Genomic DNA, 21729 nt, shown 5'->3' with positions numbered 1-21729 from the left:
AACTTATTCCATTCATAAAAAAGCCCCTTAACCCGCATATTGCAGCGCTAAGAGGCACTTAATAAATTAGCGTATTTTTTAGCGATTTTTAAAAATTACGAATTGGCGATAAATTGGTTTCGTAGTGTTTGTAACTCATCGCGAACCCGCGCAGCAGCTTCAAATTCCAGATCTTGAGCATGTTTATACATCTGCGCTTCCAGTTGAGAAATACGCTGCTCCAGCTCTTTCGTTGACATGGACTGAACATTAAGCAGAGATTCATCTTTGATGCTCTCTTTACCGCGCCCTTTCCCTTTACCACCCACTTTGTGACCAATCTGGAGGATGTCCCCCACTTTCTTGTTCAAGCCTTTAGGCGTGATACCATGGGCTTCGTTAAACGCCATCTGTTTGGCACGGCGTCGCTCTGTCTCAGCAATCGCTTTTTCCATGGAGTTAGTGATTCTATCCCCATACAAAATGGCTTTACCGTTCAAGTTACGCGCTGCACGACCGATGGTTTGGATCAGTGAACGTTCTGAACGTAAGAAACCTTCTTTATCAGCATCAAGGATAGCCACCAACGAAACTTCTGGCATATCCAAACCTTCTCGCAATAAGTTGATCCCAACCAGTACATCAAACTCACCAAGACGTAAATCACGGATAATTTCAACACGTTCCACTGTGTCGATATCTGAGTGTAGATAGCGAACTCGCTCCCCATGCTCTTCTAAATATTCGGTGAGGTCTTCCGCCATGCGTTTGGTTAGTGTGGTGACCAGCACGCGCTCCTGTTTCTGAACGCGAATACGAATTTCAGAAAGTAAGTCATCCACCTGCGTTGCCACCGGACGTACTTCAATCAGCGGATCAAGCAGCCCTGTCGGCCTAACTACCTGCTCAATCACTTCCTGTCCCGACTTATCCAGCTCATAATTACCCGGTGTCGCTGACACATAGATAGTTTGAGGCGCTAAAGCTTCAAATTCTTCAAAACGCATTGGGCGGTTATCGAGGGCAGAAGGCAGTCGGAAACCATACTCTACAAGAGTCTCTTTACGAGAACGGTCACCTTTATACATCGCCCCAATTTGTGGGATAGTGACGTGAGACTCATCCACAACCAGCAAGCCATCAGCAGGTAAATAATCAAATAATGTTGGCGGTGGCTCGCCCGGTGCACGCCCTGAGAGATAACGTGAATAGTTTTCAATACCTGAGCAGTATCCCAGCTCATTCATCATTTCCAAGTCAAATTGGGTGCGCTGAGTGATCCGCTGCTCTTCCAGGAGCTTATGATTCTCTAGCAGCACTTTGCGCCTATCCGCTAACTCGACTTTGATATTTTCCATCGCCTCAAGGATCCGTTCTCTTGGCGTCACATAGTGAGTTTTAGGGTAAACGGTAAAGCGTGGTACTCGATGTTGAATAGCCCCAGTTAACGGGTCAAACAACGATAATCGCTCCACTTCATCATCAAAGAGTTCAACTCTTAATGCATACTCATCGGATTCTGCTGGGAAAATATCGATTACTTCGCCACGAACGCGGAATGTTCCTCGCGTGAATGCTTGGTCATTACGGGTATACTGCAAATCTGCAAGGCGGCGCAAAATAGAGCGCTGATCAATGATCATGCCATCAGTCAAGTGCAGCATCATTTTCAAATAACTGTCAGGATCACCCAACCCATAAATTGCAGAGACCGATGCCACAACAATGACATCACGGCGCTCAAGTAAAGCTTTGGTTGCAGACAAACGCATCTGCTCAATATGTTCGTTTACCGAGGCATCTTTCTCAATAAAGGTATCTGAGCTGGGGACATACGCCTCAGGCTGATAATAATCATAGTAAGAAACGAAATACTCCACTGCGTTCTCAGGAAAGAAGGCTTTCATTTCGCTGTAGAGTTGTGCCGCCAAGGTTTTGTTATGCGCCATCAACATCGTTGGTCGATTTTCTTGCGCGATAACGTTCGCAATTGTAAACGTTTTCCCTGATCCAGTAACCCCTAGCAAGGTTTGATGAGCAAGACCATCTTCTAATCCTTCTCTTAATTTACGAATCGCCTCAGGCTGATCGCCTCCCGGCTGAAAATCAGAATACAGTTTAAAATCCTTGCTCATAGTTATGCCTCTTTAATAATCTCTCGCCTATGATACTGGATAAAAAACCAGCTTCAAGTGCTGGTGATAAATTTCCTTTTTATGAGGTTGAAATCTGTTTACGAAAATGTTATCCCCAAAATAAAACTTGACCTTTTTGAAAGGAGATATTTTATGCTTTTCGACTTTTAGGCTTTAACGCAAATCTAAATAGAACGCTTGCTTTTATTTAACTAATTGTATTTAAACAAAATTACATAAAAGCCCAGAATCACATCAAATAAAGGCAAAGCCGCTTGTCATCTAGCATTAGAATGGTTTTTGAATGTTAATTCACAAGGTTATCCACAGAAATAGTGGATAACTCTGGAAGCCCTTCCGCCTCATGCACTCCCGTAGTATGCTCATTTTACGGTTTGGCGATAAAATGACAGAAATATGGCGAAATGATGAAAGTGTTTTTACTCTCCATTCGTGACAAAAGAAATATATTCTGTTTTTTTACGGAAACTACTTAGTATTTTTCCTATGAAACTTGACAAAAAAAGGATCATTAACGTTAAAAAAGATCGGCGAAAACAAGTAAAAGGCGTACTCCCACCATACCTAATTGTATAGCGGGTTTACTAAGATTTTTAAGGGATCTTAAAGATAGGAAAGGTTTAAATATTGCCCTAAAGAATCGGTAGATTGGCTTTTGATATGCGGGATGATCCCTAAGCATGGCGCATCGATCATCCGTTTCAGTGCAGTGAGATATTCTTGTTGATAAGTGCCCGCGGGTTCCACTTCATTCGCAATCCAACCAACTAACGATAACCCTGAGGCTTTCACGGCTTGCGCAGTTAATACCGCATGGTTAATACACCCAAGCTTCACACCTACCACTAAAATCACGGGTAACCGCTGTTCAACCACCCAATCTGCGTAGGTTTGTTCGGCAGATAATGGGGTATACCAACCGCCAGCACCTTCCACTAACACCCATTCCGCCTGTGCTTGTAGCTGTTTTAGTCCTTGAGTCATCACGGAAAACTCAATGGACTGCCCAGTTTTTTCACTGACAATGTGAGGTGACGTCGGCGCTTCAAAAATGATGGGATTAATTTGCTCATAAGGTACTACGACGCGGCTATTCGCTTGAAGCTGTAGTGCATCACTATTACGCAAACCTTGTGCGGTCATTTCGCTACCAGAAGCAACTGGCTTATATCCTACGGTTTTTAGCCCTTGCAGATTAGCTGCTTGTAACAATGCACAGCTCGACATGGTTTTGCCAATTTCGGTATCCGTTCCGGTTACAAAATACGTTTTAGTCACGATAAATAATTCCAAATACAGTTTGATAGGTTAATGGCAGCCCTTTTTCAGTACTTGGATATACTGAGCTGAGTTGCTGCAAACGCTGACGAGTCATCAGCCCCGCTTGGCGACCCGCAGTTAAGTGAGTTGCGCCTATTCCCTTCACTGAATTAAGTAATTCAATGAGGTTCGAAAAATAGAGAGTGTCCGCTTGTTGATAAAGTTGGCTACGCCAGCCCTGACAGCTCTTAACAATGTTTGAGTAGGGTAAAAAACGGTTTACATGAGGGGAATCATCCAACGCTTTCCAAGCCGCCGAAAGCTCGCCAAGGGAGTGCTCCGCTAAGGTGGTAAAACCGATAATTCCTCCTGGCTTTGTCACGCGGTATAACTCACCCAGAGCATGAGATAAATCATCGCACCACTGAATGGCCAAATTCGAAAATACCCAATCAAAACTGGCATCCTCAAAAGGAAGCGTATCCATATCCCCACACACATAACAGTGCGCCGATTGCTTGTTTCGCGCGACATCTAGCATGCCCGCAGAGAGGTCAAGCGCCGTCACATGCGCTCCCGTCTGTTTGATAATTTGGCTAAAAAACCCTGTTCCACAACCTGCATCTAATACCTGTTTAGAAAACATAGGCGTCTCTATTACCCCGTGGCTTTCTAATAAGCTAAGCAGCTGCTTACCGCTATTTTGTTGATAGCTAGCCAGAGAATCATAGCGAGAGGCTGCACGCCCAAATGCCGACGCTATCTTGGCTTTTTCTTGCGTATTTCGCGATAAACTCGTCTCATCATGATACAAAGACAAATTCATTGAGTGCCTCCAATAATTTGTCGATATCGTCTTGCTGGTGAGCAGCACTTAGTGTCATGCGTAATCTAGCACTCCCCGGAGGAACCGTTGGCGGTCTAATTGCTTGAACCCAAATGCCTTTCTCGCGCAAAAATTGTGATAACTGCAAACTCTTTTCGTTATCCCCGACAATTAACGGTTGGATAGCTGTATTTGAATCCACCAGATGCATATCCGGTAAATTAAGCTGGCGCTTAAAATAGTGAATATTGCGCTGTAATTGAGCCCGCTGTTCATCCGCTTGTTGAATTTCGCCTACCGCCGCCGAGATAGCAACGGCTTGAGCTGGAGGCATTGAGGTGCTGTAAATAAGGTGACGAGCCGCTTGAATTAAAAAGTCCGCAGTGCGTTCATCACACAACACCGCTGCCCCGCTAACGCCAACGGCTTTACCAAAAGTGGCCACGAGAATATCGGGCTTAATACCATATTCATCACAACTACCACGCCCTTGCTTGCCCCAGATCCCAAGTCCATGAGCATCATCCACCATCAACCATGCATTGTGAGCGTGAGCCAGTGTTTGCAGTTCATCAAGTGGTGCACTGTCCCCATCCATGCTGAACACCCCTTCCGTCACTACTAACGTTTTCGCTGTATGGGGCTTGCTGATTAATTTTTCTAAGGAATCAACGCTATTGTGGCTAAAGCGTCGTAACTGGGCTTGGGAATGCATCGCCCCTTCTAACAAAGAAGCATGGCTGAGTTTATCAGCCAGAATACGGTCTTCCGCCGTCATTAACGCGGTGATCAAGGCATGGTTAGCGGCAAAGCCAGAAATAAACAAAATGGCACGTGGATAGCCTAGCCAATCCGCCAGCTTCTGCTCCGCTTGGTGATGAGCGTGAGTGAACCCCGTGATATGTCCAGAGCCGCCACTTCCTACTCCATACTCTTGCGCACCTTGCTGCCAAGCACGGATAATTTCAGGATGTTGGCTCAGCCCTAAATAATCATTCGACGAAAAATTCAGGTAGCTTTTGCCTTGAAAATGGAGTTCCCGACCAGAGCTTTTTTCAATACATCTGCGCTCACGCCATGCAGAAGCGTCTTTACGCTTCTGCAATTGGCTATCGATAAACGATGTCCAACCCATCAGACTGCCGCATTATAGAATTGCGGATTGTCAGCGGTTAACAGTGTTTCTGCCAGTTTCGCTGCTTGTAGATCTTCCCCGTCTTCCATTTCGATACGTTCAGGGTTGATATTCAGCTTTTTAAACAGCGCAATATCTTTGTTTTCATCAGGGTTTGGCGTGGTTAACAGTTTGCAGCCATAGAAAACAGAGTTCGCACCCGCCATAAAGCACAACGCTTGAGTTTGCTCGTTCATATGTTCGCGACCTGCGGATAAACGCACATAGGAGCTTGGCATCATGATCCGCGCCACTGCAATGGTACGAATAAAATCAAATGGATCGACATCTTCATTATCAGCCATTGGAGTGCCTTCAACCTTCATCAACATATTGATAGGCACGCTCTCTGGTGGTTTTGGTAAGTTAGCCAGCTGCACGAGTAATGCCGCACGGTCACTGACTTTTTCACCTAAGCCCAAAATCCCACCCGAGCAAACTTTAATTCCCGCATTACGCACGTTATCTAGCGTATCTAAACGATCTTGGTAAGTTCGCGTGGTGATAATATTGCCGTAATATTCCGGTGAGGTATCAAGGTTATGGTTATAGTAATCCAAGCCCGCGTCCGCTAAACGACCCGCTTGCGAATCATCAATCATCCCCAGCGTCATGCACGTTTCCATGCCTAACGCTTTCACTTCCTTGACCATCATTTCAAGGTAAGGCATATCACGCTCTTTCGGGTTACGCCATGCAGCCCCCATACAAAAACGCGTAGAACCGGCATTTTTGGCTTTTTTCGCCGATTCAACCACTTGCTGGACTTCCATCAAGCGCTCAGTTTCTAAGCCTGTTTTATACCGCGCACTCTGAGCGCAATACTTACAATCTTCAGGACATGCCCCTGTTTTGATAGACAGCAACGTGCTCACTTGCACTTGTTGCGGGTCAAAATGTTGGCGATGTACTTGCTGTGCTTGAAATAGTAATTCGAAAAACGGCATTGAAAACAGTTCGTTAGCTTGTTTTATTGTCCAGTTTTTTACTGAACATTGTTTTAGTTGGCTCACGGGAACTCTCCAGTTGAAAAAGTTGTTGCCAGTTTAAATATTGCGATTATCATGTCAACTAAATGATCTAAAAAAAGTTGACGAAAGATAATAATGGACAGTTGTGATATTGCTTTTGATGCCAAGCACATTTGGCATCCTTACACCTCAATGAGCCACCCTATTCCTGCCTATCCAATCGTTGCCGCAGAAGGTGCGGAGCTGATTATGGAAGATGGTAGAAGACTGATTGACGGGATGTCATCGTGGTGGGCAACCATCCATGGCTATAATCACCCAGTGCTCAATCAAGCGGTCACCGACCAACTAGCGAAAATGTCTCACGTGATGTTCGGGGGCATTACCCATCCACCCGCCATTGCATTATGCAAACAACTGGTTGCCATCACCCCAGAGCCACTCGAGTGTGTTTTTCTTGCGGATTCTGGCTCAGTCGCCGTAGAAGTTTCCTTAAAAATGGCGCTGCAATACTGGCAAGCTCGCGGTGAAAAACGCCAGCGAATCCTCACATTACGTCATGGTTACCATGGCGATACTTTTGGTGCGATGGCGGTGTGTGATCCTGACAACTCGATGCACGGTTTATACAAAGGTTATTTACCGCCCCATATTTTTGTCGACGCACCTAAGTGTGGTTTCCATGACGAGTGGAATGAAAATGATCTTCAGCCACTCAAGCATCAACTTGCCGAAAATCATCAGGACATTGCCGCGATCATCCTCGAACCTATCGTTCAAGGTGCGGGAGGAATGCGTTTTTATCATCCTAATTACCTCAAAGGCGTTCGTGAGCTTTGTGACCGTTACGGATTACTGCTCATTGCGGATGAAATCGCCACAGGGTTTGGTCGTACCGGAAAGTTATTCGCTTGCCAGCATGCGGAAATTTCACCTGATATCATGTGCCTAGGAAAAGGTTTGACGGGAGGGTATATGACGCTCTCTGCCACTATCGCAACCCGTCATGTGGCTGAGACAATAAGTAATGGAGAAGCAGGCTGCTTTATGCACGGACCGACCTTTATGGGAAATCCATTAGCCTGTGCCGTTGCCAATGCCAGTTTGAAATTATTGCTAGAAAGCCCATGGCAAGAGACTGTTGCCAACATTGAGCAGCAACTGAAAACGGAGTTACTTCCCCTTGCCCGTTATTCCAGTGTTCAAAATGTTCGGGTGCTAGGCACTATTGGTGTGATTGAGATGAAGCAGCCGGTCAATACGGCCGAATTGCAGAAACTTTTTGTGGCTGAAGGGGTATGGGTACGCCCATTTGGTAAGCTTATTTATGTGATGCCGCCGTATATTATTACCCCAGAACAGCTAAGTAAAATAACTCAAGCAATGGAAAAAGTACTTACCGCGTAATGAAACCTGTCGCTGGGTTATTCACACAGCGGCAGGCTTATCAACAATTAACGGAATGTCACCCACATACAGCCCGCAGAGGCTTTATAACACGCTAATTCAGTCAATTTTCCAGTGATAGAGTCAATCTCTGACACGGAAATATGATCGGATTTTTGTCCGCTCGACACCAAGAAACGCCCTGATGGGTCAATATTAAAACCACGAGGCTGCGCTTGCGTTGGGTAGCGTCCAACTAAACTTAACTCGCGCCCATTATCAGAAACTTGATAGTGAGCTAAGTAGCTTTCTGAACGTTCACTCGCATATAAATGACGACCATTTGGCGTGATATGAATATCCGCCGCCCAGCGCTGGCTCTGATTACCCACAGGGTACAACGCGACATTCTGCATTTCACGGTAACGCGTAAATTTATGATAAACGTTGATGGTCGAATCCAGTTCATTCAAGCAGTAAATCACTTTTTCTCGAGGGTGTAGCGCTAAATGACGAGGTCCCGCTTTTGGCGCTGTCGTGATTTGATCGGCGGTGGCTTCGGTAAGATAACCATTGTTTGCCAAATCAAATAAACGAATATGATCTTCGCCTAAACATGGTACCCACAGCTGCTGATTATCAGCGTCCATATGGGATGAATGCGGATGGCGTAATCCTTCGATGACCTGAATTGGAGCCCCAGCAACGCCGTCACTACCAATCGGTAATACGGCTAAATTGTGCTGATGGTAAGAAGGGACAAATAGGAATTTACCGCTATTATCCAGCGATAAATGCACAGGTTTTCCTGGTACACAGGTTTGTGCTTTAAAACGTAATGTACCTTGAGCCTCAATATCATAGGTCACAACACTCAGGTGAGGACCGACCCCGATATACAGATACTTTTTATCGTGGCTCACCACCATTGGCTGCACTTGCCCCGGTGTACTCACGGTTTGCAGTAGTGAAAGTTCACCCACTTGATTCATCGCCCAAACGTGAATTTGTTGGGTTTCTGGGCTGGCAACATAAACAACCTGATCCATCCTGACTCCTTGATTGATAGTAAAATCATCGAATGAAATGATTGACTGACTATACCGAAAAAAAATCAAATTGCCGCTAAAAAACCAAATTACGGTTAAAAACCCAATAACCACTAAAAACCTGCGCCGCACAGTTTAGTGTATAAACACTAATCAACTTCAGTTATCATAAAGCCCTAAAATGAATCCGAAAAAATCATATGGAGTCGTTTATGTCATACCGTGTTATTGCCCTTGATCTCGATGGAACGCTACTTGATCACCAGAAAAAAATTCTGCCCGAATCTTTAGAAGCTCTGAATGAAGCCCGTCGACAAGGGGTAAAAGTCATCATTGTGACAGGTCGCCACCATGTGGCCATTCATCCGTTTTATCAGACGCTTGACTTAGATACCCCCGCAATTTGCTGTAACGGTACCTATCTGTATGACTATTTAGGTAAAAAAGTCTTAGAGTCGAACCCAATGACGGTCGATTCTGCCGCCTTACTGATTGATAAACTGCGTGGCTCCGATATTCAACACTTAATGTATGTCGATAACGCGATGCTGTATCACACGAAAACTGAAGGTGTGACGCGTACATTAAATTGGGCGCAATCTTTACCTCAACACCAGCGTCCAACTTTCGAATTTATCGAAGATTTCGCTCATGCGCTCAATCAGTATGAATATATTTGGAAATTTGCAGTTACCTCGCCAGATCACCAACGCCTGCACGATGTTGTTCGTGAAATTGAGTCAGAATTGGACTTAGATTGCGAATGGTCATGGGAAGATCAGGTGGATGTGGGTCGCAAAGGTAATAGCAAAGGTCAGCGCCTGAAAGAATGGGTCGAAGCCCAAGGCATGAGCATGAATGATGTGGTTGCTTTCGGCGATAATTTCAATGATTTAAGTATGCTAACCACAGCAGGTTTAGGAGTTGCTATGGGAAATGCAGTTGATGAAATCAAGCAGCAAGCCAAGTTAGTGACTCGCGTTAATACCGAACCCGGTATCGCCGAAGTGATCCGTAAATATGTTTTGTAAAACATCATTCTGGCTAACTTAAAGATGTCTATATCCGCATAAAAAGAAAAACCGCTTACGCGGTTTTTCTCCCTTCCTAAAGGAAGTATCCGACCAATTCTAGAATTGAACGCATTAGATCGAGAATTAATGTAATTAATTTCAACATGTTCAACCACCTTAGATATCTTTCGACATCAAAGATGTGCGACTAATCTGCTTACCTATACAACTAGCCCCTACAGAATTCATCCTGTTTAAATTTGAAGCATCACACATAGAATTAAGGCTTTCAGGTCGCCAAACCTGAGGGACTAGTTATAGTTATACAAATTCATAATCTATAACCTAACCAACTGAAATAGTTAAATTTAAAGGAAACAGTAAATAACTTTCTCTATGGTGATATCACAAATTTATCAATCTAATTCGGAGTATGTGGCGTATACTTAGTAGGCAGGAATTTGCAATTGATTCTCAGTTTCGTTATACTTGACCTGTTTAAATTTGAAGCATCACACAGAATCGCTGGCAAGTGATTCTGCATAAAAACCTCGCAACGCCAAGCGAGGTTTTTTATTTTTTATCTATAGAGCTTACCAACAAGCTGCAAGTCTAAATCATAGATACGTTTACTAGCTAATGAAATCAACAACGCTGCGGTGTGAAGAACGACTCGGAGCAAGGCTCTAAGTTATTCGCATTGCAGCCAGGCGACAAATTCACTCATCCCTAGGAGCATACACAAGTATGTGACTAGGGTGAGTTAATGAAGTCAACAACGCTGTGGTGTGAAGAACGACTCGGAGCAAGGCTCTAAGTTATTCGCATTGCAGCTAGGCGACAAATTCACTCATCCCTAGGAGCATACACAAGTATGTGACTAGGGTGAGTTAATGAAGTCAACAACGCTGTGGTGTGAAGAACGACGAGCCTTTAGAACGTTTTAGAAAGAGATGCCGACTTAACCTGCGCAAACACCTTCCGTCCTTTACGAATCGAAAGTTCATCCCTAGCCCAGCGCGTGATCCTTGCCCATAAATAGTGCTCATCCCCCAAATCTAACTTCACATCCACTTGCTCGCCATCCTCTATCCATTCCACTACTTCCGCAGAAAGAATATTACGGATACTGCTCACTGAAGGTTTTTCAAGCACTAAAGAGACATCAGATGCATCAATACGTAATCGCAACGCACTGTTTTTATCTACATCTACGCGAGGGATCCACAATTTTTGATTACCCACCATCACCGCCGTCATTTGATAATCAGGGTGCTGGCTATGCACCTCCACACTCAACACGCTACTCAAGGTTTCTTGCTGTAACCAAGGGCGTAATGCGCTACTTGCCCATACCTCTTCTAGGGGGCCAAACGCCTTCACTTTACCTTGCGCCATGACGATAACTTTATCTGCCAAACGCAGAATTTCATCGAGGCTATGACTGACATACAAAATCGGGATTTTAACGTCTTGGGAGAGCTTTTCTAAGTAAGGCAATAATTCACGCTTACGTGGGAGATCAAGGGAGGCTAATGGCTCGTCCATCAACAGAATTTCAGGCGCTGTTAATAATGCACGCCCAATCGCCACCCGCTGTTTTTCCCCACCAGAGAGAGTCATTGGGAAGCGATTTAGTAATTTTTCAATCCCCAATAATTCAACGATATCGTCGAATCGCTCTTTCATTTGCGGCGCCATACCGTAGCGTAAATTGCTTTTTACGCGGTAGTGGGGAAATAACCGAGCATCTTGGAAAACATAGCCAATATGACGCTTTTCAGGGGGCAAGCAGATCCCTTTTTCGATATCCACCAGCGTGCGTCCATTGAGAACGATACGCCCTTTATTTGGTTTAGTTAACCCGCCTATCACGTTGATTAGTGATGTTTTTCCCGCACCTGATAATCCAAAAACTGCGGTGATACTTTCTGTGGGTAGCTGGGTATTCACTTCCATTTGTAAATCACCCAATTTTTGCGCGAAATTTAGTTCTAACATACTAGGCTACCCCCAGACGCTTCTTGCCCCAACGGGTGAGCCATTCTGAAATTAATAACGAAATTAATGCTAAGACAATCGCAATAATGCACAGACGCGCCGCATCAGTTTCTGCTCCCGGCGTTTCTATCAATGTATACATAGCGAGTGGGATTGTCTGAGTTTCCCCTGGAATATTAGACACAAACGTAATAGTTGCCCCAAATTCGCCAAGAGAACGTGCAAAAGCTAAAACCGTACCGACAATAATTCCCGGCAACGATAATGGAATGGTGATCGTGAAAAAAACTCTTAATGGGCTCGCGCCAAGGGTTCGTGCGGCTTGTTCCAGCTTTTTATCTACAGCTTCTAGCGCTAAGCGTATCGCTCTCACCATTAATGGAAATGCGACCACCGCCGATGCCAATGCCGCGCCGCGCCAACTGAATGTAAAACTGAAACCAAACCAGTCATACAGCCATTCGCCAATAAATCCTCGCTTCCCCATACTGACGAGTAGCAAATATCCCACTACCACTGGCGGTAGCACCAGTGGTAAGTGGATAATACTGTCGAGCAATGTTTTGCCAGGAAAATGGCAGCGGACTAATACCCAAGCCATCAAAATACCAAACGGTAAGCTAAATAGCACCGCCACGCTGGAAACTTTTAAACTGAGGTAAATCGCTTCCCATTCATATGGACTTAACATCTGCAACGATATGATCTCTTAATTATTTTTGATTTGGAGTGAAGCCGTAACGCTTGAATATTTCTGAAGCCGCTGGGGTTTTCAGGTACTCATAGTAATCACGGGTCGCTTTATTATCCTGATCTTTCACAATTCCCATTGGATATTCAACAGGTTTATGAGTGTCTGCAGGGAAAATACCCACTACTTTTACTTTTTGGCTTGCAACAGCATCAGAGCCGTACACAATACCTAATGGTGCTTCTTGGCGCTCAACGAGTGCCATTCCGCTACGTACGTTGTTAGTACGCGCTAATAATGGGTCAACCGTTTCCCAAGCTCCTAAATAGGTCAATGCTTCTTTTGCATAAATCCCAACAGGAACGTGATCAGGGTCGCCGACTGCTAAGCGGCCGCCATCTAACAGTTTTTTCCAATCTGTCTGTTTGTTAATTTCCACTTTATCGATTTTTGAATCTTTTGGTGCAATCAACACTAGCTCGTTACCTAATAAAGTATAGCGGGTGTCTTTAACCATCAGATTTTTATCAATCGCAAAATCCATCCACTGCTGGTCAGCAGAGATAAACATGTTTGCGGGTGCGCCTTGCTCAATCTGGCGAGCCAGCGTTGAAGAAGAAGCATATGAAGCGACTACCTCAACATTCGTTTCTTTCTTATATTGCTCTGAAATTTCATTCAGTGCATTAGTCAGTGATGCCGCGGCAAATACGGTAATTTTTTCAGCCGCGAAGCTATTACCTGCCATAGTCAGTGTTAACGTGGCACCCGCAACCAGAGATATCAAACCTTTTTTCATGTTAATCCACCATTGTATTATTTAACTCGCTATATATATCAAGATACAGCGATAACTTAAAGTCAAACAATACATAAAAGTGTGCTAGCTCAAGAACTCATCCACTTTTTCTCAATGGGATACTTATCATGCTCATTACACCGCAGGATTTTTGGGTCTTAGCATCATCGCTTTTATATAGCCTTAAATATATTTCCTTTGTAATTTTATCGGCACAAATCATTTACATTTGAATGTTTAATTCAATTTTTTTGCCATGCGTCATGAAAAAAGGAAAAGGTATGATTCCCACACAGGTAGTACGCGCTCCAACCCAAAATAATTACATAAGCGGATTAACGACCGAACAATTTAATCGATTATTTGATGAAGAGATCAATCCAGAAACGTTGGATGTTTTGGGAAAACAGGCAGGAAATGGCGATTTAAACAGTATTGAGTTACTACACAATATCGCCCTACGCCAAGGCTCTTCAGGAAAAAAAGCCGAAAATATCCTATTCGATTTATTCAGTGGTAAACAGCCAGCAAAGAAAGGAATTGATAAGGAAATACAGAAAACCAGTGAAGCGTTATACCAACTATATACCGACAAAAAACTCGCAAACCACTTTGACGATTCAAAGTTAAAAAAACCGTCTAAGCTCCTCTATATTATTGGTTCATCCATAAAAAACCTCATGGATAAGATTGGATTAAGCACCCTGTTATTCAAAGATGATAGAACAGAATCAACACTTTGGGATACAAATAGAATGGTCACCAGCGATGAAATTGATTCCGAGAATAAAGCCCTCAACGCCTTACCATCTAATATAACCATCAATAGCGCAATGCCTCTTACTCTAAGTGGGTTAGATTTTTTGAAGGAAAATATTGAACAAAAAGAGAAAAATTCGCAGGGATTGAATCAACTTGAATTATTCCCCATCAATGTCCACGAGCATTGGATTTTGCTTGCACTTTATCGAGATCAATTGACACAGAAAACCAATAGTGTGGTATTCAATTCATTCACTGGACTCGCGCCCGAAATTCGTGAACAACTCATGGATGCCGCTCAAGTTGTTGGGGCTGGTGATAATATGACCTTTATTGAAGGGAATATTCAACAATACGTGCCAAATGGTTGTGGGCTATTTGTTCTTGAAGCAATCAAAAAATTAACTAAGAACACACAACAAGATCCAATAGATATCCTCAAAACATTCCACAAAAATTTCCCAGAAAAATCCGTAGAAGAACAACAAGAGTTTAATATTCAAAACCGCAGAGAGTTGTTTTCAAACTATTACGATGACCAACATCATTTATTTTAAAGCGCTCTACTAAAACGAAAAGCCCCTTGACTGCATGCACAATCAAGGGGCTAGGATTAATTCGAGCTAAGCTCGCTATGTATTACTTATTTTCAGTATTATGGTGATGCGGAACATGCGCTTTAGACAATAGGTTAAAGAATGAACCTAAGCCATAGATCAGACCCATGATCAATACCATTACAACCGGAACCATTAATAGGGCAAAACCCAAACTTTTGATAAGTTCTAACATCTAAGCCTCTTCAGTGATACTGTGCTCACCAGCATTCTGATACGCTGACGAGGGAAAAATCAATATAACAAAAATAATAACGCACAATAGCATTATATTGCATACTATTTTAGACAAATTATTATACTAGCAACATACTAAATGTGCTTTTTGCCTTTGCCGCCACAATCCTAGCAGGGAGATTTTAAACAATGCAGGCCGAAATCTTACTTACATTGAAGCTACAGGGAAGTTTATTTGCCGACCCTCGCCGAATTGCGCTATTAAAGCAGATAAAAGCAACAGGATCGATTAGCCAAGGCGCTAAACTTGCAGGGATCAGCTATAAAAGTGCGTGGGATGCCATCAATGAAATGAACCAACTGACCGATGACATTCTGCTGGATAGATCAACCGGAGGCAAAGGTGGCGGCGGAACCACTCTCACCCAGTATGGAGAAAGATTAATCCAGCTCTATGATTTACTGGGGCAAATTCAACAAAAAGCCTTTGATGTGCTCAAAGATGATAGCCTTCCCCTTGATAGTTTACTCGCTGCAATCTCTCGCTTTTCATTGCAAACCAGTGCCCGAAACCAATTTTTTGGTACTCTGATTGCTCGAGATCACAACCATGTTTTACAGCATGTTCAAGTGAAATTGGCCGACAAGAAAACTGTCATTAATGCCGCACTAACCGAGTCCAGCGCTAACCGCCTTGGCTTAGTTGAAGGGAAAGAAGTCCTCGCTCTGATTAAAGCGCCGTGGGTCAAATTGACCAAACAACCAAGCGAAACCCATTTTGATAATCAACTGGCAGGCACCGTTTCAACCCTCGAAAGAGGCCCTGAAAACAGCGAGATCCTTGTCACTTTAACGGGTGGAGAAACACTCTGCTCTACCTTATCAAATCAAGAGGTTGATGCGTTAAAACTGGCGATTAACGACCCGATTACAGCGCTATTTAATGCCGACCAAGTGATTATCGCTACACTTTGTTAGATTTTTAGGGGTTAACGCCCCTAATATTGCTCCTAATTCGCTATTTTTTAGCTTCCCCTCATGTCGACTTATTGACTTTACCTGTAAACCTGATTATTTGTGGTAGCAGGCAGGTCAATGATAAGGAAGCTAAATGAGCTCGATAACAATACAAAATGGGTGCTTTAAGCTGAGCGAGACCCAAACGCTCGATATTCCTCATCTCGAAATTCATTCGGGTGAAAGCTGGGCTTTTATTGGTGCCAATGGTAGCGGAAAATCATCGCTAGCACGCGTACTCTCTGGGGAGTTGAAATCCCTTACCGGAATCACCCAAAGCGGCTTCAAGTCCCCTATCCGCCTCTCTTTTGAGCAGCTACAAAAAATCATCGCAGAAGAGTGGCAACGTAATAACACCGACTTACTCAGTGAAAATGAAGACGATACGGGCTTTACTGCCGCGGAAATTATTCAACTTCATCATAAAGATAATGAATTGTGCTTAGAACTTGCGGCTAAATTTGGTATCAGCGATTTGCTATCACGCCGCTTTAAATATCTGTCTACCGGGGAAACTCGCAAAGTCTTACTGTGCCAAACTTTGATGAGCTCTCCAGACTTACTGATCCTCGATGAACCTTTTGATGGCTTAGATATCTATTCACGAAGCAATCTTAGCGAACTGCTATTTAGTCTGCATGATAAAGGTCTCACTTTGGTATTAGTTCTCAATCGATTTGATGAGATTCCCGATTTTGTTGAGCACATTGGTGTTGTCGCTGACTGTAAACTCACTCTAAGTGGAGATAGAGAGTCAGTGCTTGCTAACACCCTAATCCACCAGCTACAACACAGTGAAAAAATCAAGCAACTCACTATTCCTGAACAAGAAGATCCCACGATTGAAGAGGCTCTAGATACAGAGACACCACGTATTGTTTTAAACAATGGTGTCGTTAGCTACAACGATAAACCCATTTTACATGAGCTGAATTGGCAAGTTAATCCCGGAGAACATTGGCAGATCATTGGTGAAAATGGTGCGGGTAAATCCACATTGTTAAGCCTGATCACTGGTGACCATCCTCAAGGTTATAGTAATGATTTAACCTTGTTTGGACGCCGTCGCGGCAGCGGAGAAACGATTTGGGATATTAAGCGCCATATTGGCTATGTCAGTAACAGTATTCATCAAGAGTATCGTGTGGCAACCAGTGTACTTAACGTAATTATTTCCGGTTTCCATGACTCCATCGGTCTGTATCAAACACCTTCAGACCGCCAAGTTCAGTTAGCTTATGAATGGCTAGCACTGCTTGGATTTGCACCACAAACGGCTCAACAACCATTTCATAGCTTATCGTGGGGTCAACAGCGATTAATTCTGATTGCTCGCGCTTTGGTTAAACACCCTACCATGCTTATTTTGGATGAACCTCTTCAAGGGCTTGATGGGCTAAATCGCCTGCTGGTATTACGTTTTATCGATATCATGCTTAGCCGAGGAAATACTCAGCTATTGTTTGTTTCACATCACCAAGAAGATGCGCCATCGTGCATTACCCATCGCCTGAAGTTTGTCCCTGATGGGGATAAATACCGCTACGATATTGAAATTGTCTCAGAATTATAACCTTGCTATCTTGCTGGTAAGTATTTACTTACCAGCATCATTTATTACCCCTTATCAAATTTCCCAATAAATTAATCCAGCACATATTATTATTGAATTTTTCACTTGCTGTATCGATTCACTTAGGGTTAAATCTATGGCATACCTTCTGATTTACTGAGCCAGTGACACGGTGCTAAAACACCTAATAGACTAAATCGTTTCGTCTAAACTTAAGTTAAATTAAAACCACTAATCCCAAGATATTATTGCTTTTTTTGACTTGAAACTGAGAAAACGTCATGTTGTCACTAGCGTTCGGGACGACTATCCCTATAATGTAGGTCAGCAATAATTCATTTCTAATTTGAATGTACTGATAGGAGTTTTAGCTATGGCTGTAACTAAACTGGTTTTAGTAAGACACGGTGAGAGTGAGTGGAACAAAGAAAACCGCTTCACCGGTTGGACTGATGTAGAACTGTCAGAGAAAGGTCGTGAAGAAGCCAAAAATGCAGGTCAACTTCTGAAAAAAGAAGGTTTTGTTTTTGATTTCGCTTATACCTCCGTTCTAAAACGTGCCATCCACACCTTATGGAACATTCTGGATCAAGTTGAACAGCAATGGCTGCCAGTTGAAAAAAGCTGGAAATTAAACGAGCGTCATTACGGTGCACTGCAAGGCTTAGACAAATCAGAAACCGCGGCAAAATACGGTGATGAACAAGTGAAACTGTGGCGTCGCGGTTTTGCAATTACCCCACCAGACCTGACTAAAGATGATGAGCGTTTCCCTGGTCACGACCCACGTTACGCAAACTTAAAACCATCTGAATTACCAGTGACTGAAAGCTTAGCAACCACTATCGATCGCGTTGTTCCTTACTGGGAAGAAGTGATTAAGCCACGTGTTGAAAAAGGTGAGAAAGTGATCATTGCCGCTCACGGTAACTCACTGCGTGCTCTGGTTAAATACTTGGACAACATGGGTGAAGAAGAAATTCTGAACCTGAACATCCCAACAGCAGTGCCACTGGTTTATGAGTTCGATGAGAACATGAAACCAATCAAGCGCTACTATCTGGGTAACCAAGATGAAATCGCAGCAAAACAAGCGGCGGTTGCAAACCAAGGTAAAGCGAAGTAATTACTAACTTTTCTTTATGCCTATTGAGGGTTAAGCCAATGGCTTAGCCCTTTTTTATTGGCATTTTTCTTTATTTTTCGAGTTTGATTATAAAATCCATCACCTCAGAGTGTCGAAAACACCGAGAACCGACTATCATAGGGAAAATTCACTGAAAGGTTTATAAAACAAGATAATGAATAAGTTTAATCTTTATGTCTGGGTGGGGTTGATCCTCAGCGCCAGTATTTTAGGTGCGCTACTGTATATGTTACAAACAGGGGAAATGACTCTTGAAGGCCCTGCTGGCAGCGCAAACCCTGATCTGATGAAAACATTGATGATCATTGCGTGTGTCAGCTTCCCTCTGCAAATCGTCAGCATGATGGTTCTCAATTATAAGCCTACATTCGCTATTGTTCTGGCCGTGGTCAGCAGCGTCGCATTAATGCCAATTACCATTGTGTTTGCGATGGGTATGGTCTTTTCTGCCATCCGCTGGCGTTACCACCAACTCACGCCATTTGATACCACCATTAATGTGCCTTTCGACGTCAGTATCCCGATGAATAAACGCAGCAATACAATGATGGTATTCCCGATTGCGATTTTAGGTATCGTACTGATTGTATTAAGCCAAAGCCTAGGTATGTTTTTATTTGTGCTGGCAATTTTCTTAGGTTTCTTTGGTAAAAAAGCGAGTAGCACTACCTACTTGGCTATCAAAGATGCACATTTTTATATTCGCCCGAATATCTTTGCTTATTGTTACCGTATCCCACTCAAAGATGTGTTCTACGTAAAAAGTGAAAAAGGAAAATTATTTTTCACTGCTAAAGTAGACGGTTCAGATATTCAGCTCTCTGCTAATCCTGCCAATATGACTCCTGAAGATCAGGCAAATATTGAAAAATTATTAAGCCGAGTGCAAAAATAGTCACAAAAAAGCCAGTTCCGAGAACAACGAACTGGCTTTTCATTCATGTTATTAAATTTGTATTTTATGGATTACTTTTGACGACGAGCAATCACCGCATCGGATAATTGACGTAAAACTTTTTCCGTATCATCCCAACCAATACACGCATCAGTGACACTCTTACCGTAAACCAAAGGCTCGCCAGATTCTAAATTCTGGTTACCTTCAACTAGGTGGCTTTCGATCATCACACCCGTAATTGAGCGATCGCCATTGCTAAGCTGGGCGCTAACATCCGTTGCAACTTCCATCTGTTTTTCAAATTTCTTGCTGCTGTTCGCATGACTAAAGTCGATCATAATGCTTGGGATAAGCCCTGCATTCGTTAACCCTTCACGCACGTCTTTAACATGTTCAGCGCTGTAATTTGGCGTTTTGCCACCACGTAAAATAATATGGCAGTCAGGGTTTCCGCTTGTATTCACAATCGCTGAATGGCCCCATTTAGTGACCGATAAGAAACTGTGCGCCGAGCGCGCTGAATTAATAGCATCAATCGCAATTTTAATTGTGCCATCAGTTCCGTTTTTAAACCCTACAGGGCAAGATAAGCCGGAAGCTAATTCACGGTGGATTTGTGATTCAGTGGTGCGCGCACCAATGGCGCCCCAGCTCATTAAATCCGCCACATATTGTGGGCTGATCACATCGAGGAATTCACCCGCCGTTGGTAAGCCCTGGTCATTGATCGTTAGCAGCAACTCGCGCGCGATACGTAACCCTTCGTTAATATCAAAACTATGATCCATATGTGGATCGTTAATTAATCCTTTCCAACCAACTGTAGTACGCGGTTTTTCAAAATAAACACGCATCACAATTTCTAAAGAATCTTTTAACTCTTCACGAAGTTTTTTCAAGCGCTCAGCGTATTCCAAAGCCGCTTTTGTATCGTGAATAGAACATGGACCAATGACAACGACTAGACGGTCATCTTTCCCTACTAGGATATTGTGAATAGCATGACGAGCTTCATGAACGGTAAACGCCGCTTTATCGGTTGCTGGAAATTTTTCAAGCAGTGCAATAGGGGGTAATAATTCTTTTATTTGTTTTACTCTGACGTCATCGTTCTGATAGTTCATACTGGCATATCCAATGTTTATTATTTTTCCTAAAGTTGAGTTACATACCTTTTTGAGTCTCAATAGCTAACAATTAACTTAAAATGCGACAGGTATCGAATTTTCAATCTAACTGTTCCCTAGCCATCTGTAAACAGCCAAAATGGCGAGATAATCACTCATTATTCCGCTTCTGATTATAAAATGAGGTGAAACAGTGATATCTAGCACAATAGCTAAACAGTTGAGGGATAATACAGAGTAAAAATATAAAGAAACGGCTAAATAACGATGATGTTACTTTAACCGTTTTTTGCATTTTTTCCTATTGAGTAACTGACTCAACAAGAAGCTTAGTCACGAGATAACGCCGTTGAGCCATTTTCTTTCGCGGATTTGATCCACAACCGAGAACCATTCAATGCAATACCAAGCAGAATTAAATATTCCAGTGACATTGCATAAACGCCTTGGATAAAGAAAATCACAATACTAATAACGTTAATCACTACCCAGAGTAGCCAGTTTTCTACATACTTACGGGTCATTAAAATCATCGCTACCACAGATAACACAGTCATTGTGGAATCCCAGAATGGGAAAGCATCTGAATCTAGCGTTGGTAAGGTTAAGTTAGCGCCAAATAGGTTTAATAATTCAACCGCCCAAGTTGCAAGGCGCCCAAATGCCGCATCAATATTAAAGGTAAGGAAAATAATAGCTAAAACCGAAATAACCAGCGTTGTTAACGCCTTAGGAAGACTTAGCCAACGGATTTTCAGCTCTGCTTCTTGAGCATTTGATACGCGACTCCATGCATACCAACCATAAATATTGGCGCCGAAGAAAAATACCTGTAAAAGCAAATTAGCGTATAACTGAATTTGGAAAAAAATCACTGCGAATAAGGTCACATTAATGAGACCAAATAAGTAGTTGATAGTTTTTTCAAAGCTTGCCAATAGAATACACAATAAACCCGCTATTGTGCCAACAGCTTCAATATACGAAAGGTCATAAATAGTTCCCCATACAGGGATCTGCACTAACGTATTTGCGGTGCTAAAAAACTCCATTTTCAAATCCTATTTATCATTCATCGTTAAAATAGCATTGCTCATCAATATCAC

The 21729-nt window shown here is 43.0% G+C and carries 19 protein-coding genes; 7 read left to right on the top strand and 12 right to left on the bottom strand.

Features of this window, described 5'->3' with window-relative positions:
• Positions 1–95 precede the first annotated feature (95 nt).
• The 5 genes from uvrB to bioB form a co-directional block, all read right to left on the bottom strand.
• Entirely contained in the window at positions 96–2114 is a 2019-nt protein-coding gene (uvrB, locus tag ACIH2S_RS05525; RefSeq protein WP_036949781.1) for an excinuclease ABC subunit UvrB, read from the bottom strand.
• Between the two features lie 624 nt (positions 2115–2738).
• On the bottom strand, positions 2739–3413 hold the full coding sequence (gene bioD, locus ACIH2S_RS05520) for a dethiobiotin synthase (protein WP_036949783.1): 675 nt from the start codon (positions 3411–3413) through the stop codon (positions 2739–2741).
• The gene (gene bioC / locus ACIH2S_RS05515) at positions 3406–4221 is read right to left on the bottom strand and encodes a malonyl-ACP O-methyltransferase BioC (RefSeq protein ID WP_108479393.1); all 816 of its coding nucleotides are present in this window, start codon (positions 4219–4221) and stop codon (positions 3406–3408) included. The genes bioD and bioC overlap by 8 nt, the downstream gene beginning before the upstream one ends.
• Positions 4199–5356 (bottom strand): 8-amino-7-oxononanoate synthase, encoded by a 1158-nt coding sequence (gene bioF / locus ACIH2S_RS05510; RefSeq protein ID WP_108479392.1) that lies wholly within the window; start codon positions 5354–5356, stop codon positions 4199–4201. Before bioF ends, bioC begins: the two co-directional genes overlap by 23 nt.
• Positions 5356–6342 carry a biotin synthase BioB gene (gene bioB, locus ACIH2S_RS05505; RefSeq protein WP_051422575.1) on the bottom strand — a complete coding sequence of 329 codons (987 nt, stop codon included), beginning with the start codon at positions 6340–6342 and terminating at the stop codon, positions 5356–5358. Before bioB ends, bioF begins: the two co-directional genes overlap by 1 nt.
• Before the next feature lie 159 nt (positions 6343–6501).
• Between bioB and bioA the strand changes: the two genes are divergently transcribed.
• The gene (gene bioA / locus ACIH2S_RS05500) at positions 6502–7773 is read left to right on the top strand and encodes an adenosylmethionine--8-amino-7-oxononanoate transaminase (protein ID WP_108479391.1); all 1272 of its coding nucleotides are present in this window, start codon (positions 6502–6504) and stop codon (positions 7771–7773) included.
• Positions 7774–7820: 47 nt separating this feature from the next.
• Here bioA and pgl read toward each other — a convergent pair whose 3' ends face one another.
• Positions 7821–8801: a 6-phosphogluconolactonase gene (gene pgl, locus ACIH2S_RS05495; protein ID WP_196712261.1), complete on the bottom strand. Its 981-nt coding sequence runs from the start codon at positions 8799–8801 to the stop codon at positions 7821–7823.
• 212 nt (positions 8802–9013) lie between these two features.
• Between pgl and ACIH2S_RS05490 the strand changes: the two genes are divergently transcribed.
• On the top strand, positions 9014–9832 hold the full coding sequence (locus ACIH2S_RS05490) for a pyridoxal phosphatase (RefSeq protein ID WP_036949795.1): 819 nt from the start codon (positions 9014–9016) through the stop codon (positions 9830–9832).
• A 915-nt stretch (positions 9833–10747) separates the two neighbouring features.
• On the opposite strand, the gene modC is transcribed toward ACIH2S_RS05490, so the two are convergent.
• Genes modC through modA form a run of 3 tightly spaced genes read right to left on the bottom strand, consistent with a single transcriptional unit; the run spans position 10748 to position 13305 of the window.
• On the bottom strand, positions 10748–11815 hold the full coding sequence (modC, locus tag ACIH2S_RS05485; RefSeq protein ID WP_036950539.1) for a molybdenum ABC transporter ATP-binding protein ModC: 1068 nt from the start codon (positions 11813–11815) through the stop codon (positions 10748–10750).
• 1 nt (position 11816) lies between these two features.
• A complete protein-coding gene (gene modB / locus ACIH2S_RS05480; RefSeq protein WP_036950542.1) occupies positions 11817–12506 on the bottom strand; it encodes a molybdate ABC transporter permease subunit in 690 nt (229 codons plus the stop codon).
• A 22-nt stretch (positions 12507–12528) separates the two neighbouring features.
• Entirely contained in the window at positions 12529–13305 is a 777-nt protein-coding gene (gene modA, locus ACIH2S_RS05475; protein WP_036950547.1) for a molybdate ABC transporter substrate-binding protein, read from the bottom strand.
• 263 nt (positions 13306–13568) lie between these two features.
• Here modA and ACIH2S_RS05470 point away from each other — a divergent pair, with 263 nt between their 5' ends.
• Positions 13569–14624 (top strand): ElaD/SseL family deubiquitinase, encoded by a 1056-nt coding sequence (locus tag ACIH2S_RS05470; protein WP_321146485.1) that lies wholly within the window; start codon positions 13569–13571, stop codon positions 14622–14624.
• An 82-nt stretch (positions 14625–14706) separates the two neighbouring features.
• Here ACIH2S_RS05470 and ACIH2S_RS05465 read toward each other — a convergent pair whose 3' ends face one another.
• Positions 14707–14859 (bottom strand): AcrZ family multidrug efflux pump-associated protein, encoded by a 153-nt coding sequence (locus ACIH2S_RS05465; RefSeq protein ID WP_036950553.1) that lies wholly within the window; start codon positions 14857–14859, stop codon positions 14707–14709.
• A 191-nt stretch (positions 14860–15050) separates the two neighbouring features.
• On the opposite strand from ACIH2S_RS05465, the gene modE reads away from it, so the two are divergent.
• From modE to ACIH2S_RS05445, 4 genes are all read left to right on the top strand, one after another.
• On the top strand, positions 15051–15839 hold the full coding sequence (modE, locus tag ACIH2S_RS05460) for a molybdenum-dependent transcriptional regulator (RefSeq protein ID WP_430248224.1): 789 nt from the start codon (positions 15051–15053) through the stop codon (positions 15837–15839).
• Positions 15840–15972: 133 nt separating this feature from the next.
• Positions 15973–17451, top strand: coding sequence for a molybdate ABC transporter ATP-binding protein ModF (gene modF / locus ACIH2S_RS05455; protein ID WP_036950558.1), 1479 nt, complete (start codon positions 15973–15975; stop codon positions 17449–17451).
• A gap of 373 nt (positions 17452–17824) precedes the next feature.
• Positions 17825–18577, top strand: a complete 753-nt coding sequence (gpmA, locus tag ACIH2S_RS05450; protein ID WP_036950561.1) for a 2,3-diphosphoglycerate-dependent phosphoglycerate mutase — start codon at positions 17825–17827, stop codon at positions 18575–18577.
• Between the two features lie 175 nt (positions 18578–18752).
• Positions 18753–19493: a hypothetical protein gene (locus ACIH2S_RS05445; protein ID WP_108479388.1), complete on the top strand. Its 741-nt coding sequence runs from the start codon at positions 18753–18755 to the stop codon at positions 19491–19493.
• A gap of 71 nt (positions 19494–19564) precedes the next feature.
• On the opposite strand, the gene aroG is transcribed toward ACIH2S_RS05445, so the two are convergent.
• Positions 19565–20620 carry a 3-deoxy-7-phosphoheptulonate synthase AroG gene (gene aroG, locus ACIH2S_RS05440; RefSeq protein ID WP_108479387.1) on the bottom strand — a complete coding sequence of 352 codons (1056 nt, stop codon included), beginning with the start codon at positions 20618–20620 and terminating at the stop codon, positions 19565–19567.
• Positions 20621–20952: 332 nt separating this feature from the next.
• Positions 20953–21675: a nicotinamide riboside transporter PnuC gene (gene pnuC / locus ACIH2S_RS05435; RefSeq protein WP_430248222.1), complete on the bottom strand. Its 723-nt coding sequence runs from the start codon at positions 21673–21675 to the stop codon at positions 20953–20955.
• Positions 21676–21729 lie beyond the last annotated feature (54 nt).

The organism is Providencia lanzhouensis (assembly GCF_050469745.1).
Classification (GTDB): Bacteria; Pseudomonadota; Gammaproteobacteria; order Enterobacterales; family Enterobacteriaceae; genus Providencia; species Providencia lanzhouensis.
The sequence above is the reverse complement of the archived record's forward strand: the minus strand, read 5'-3'. Positions and strand labels throughout refer to the sequence as shown.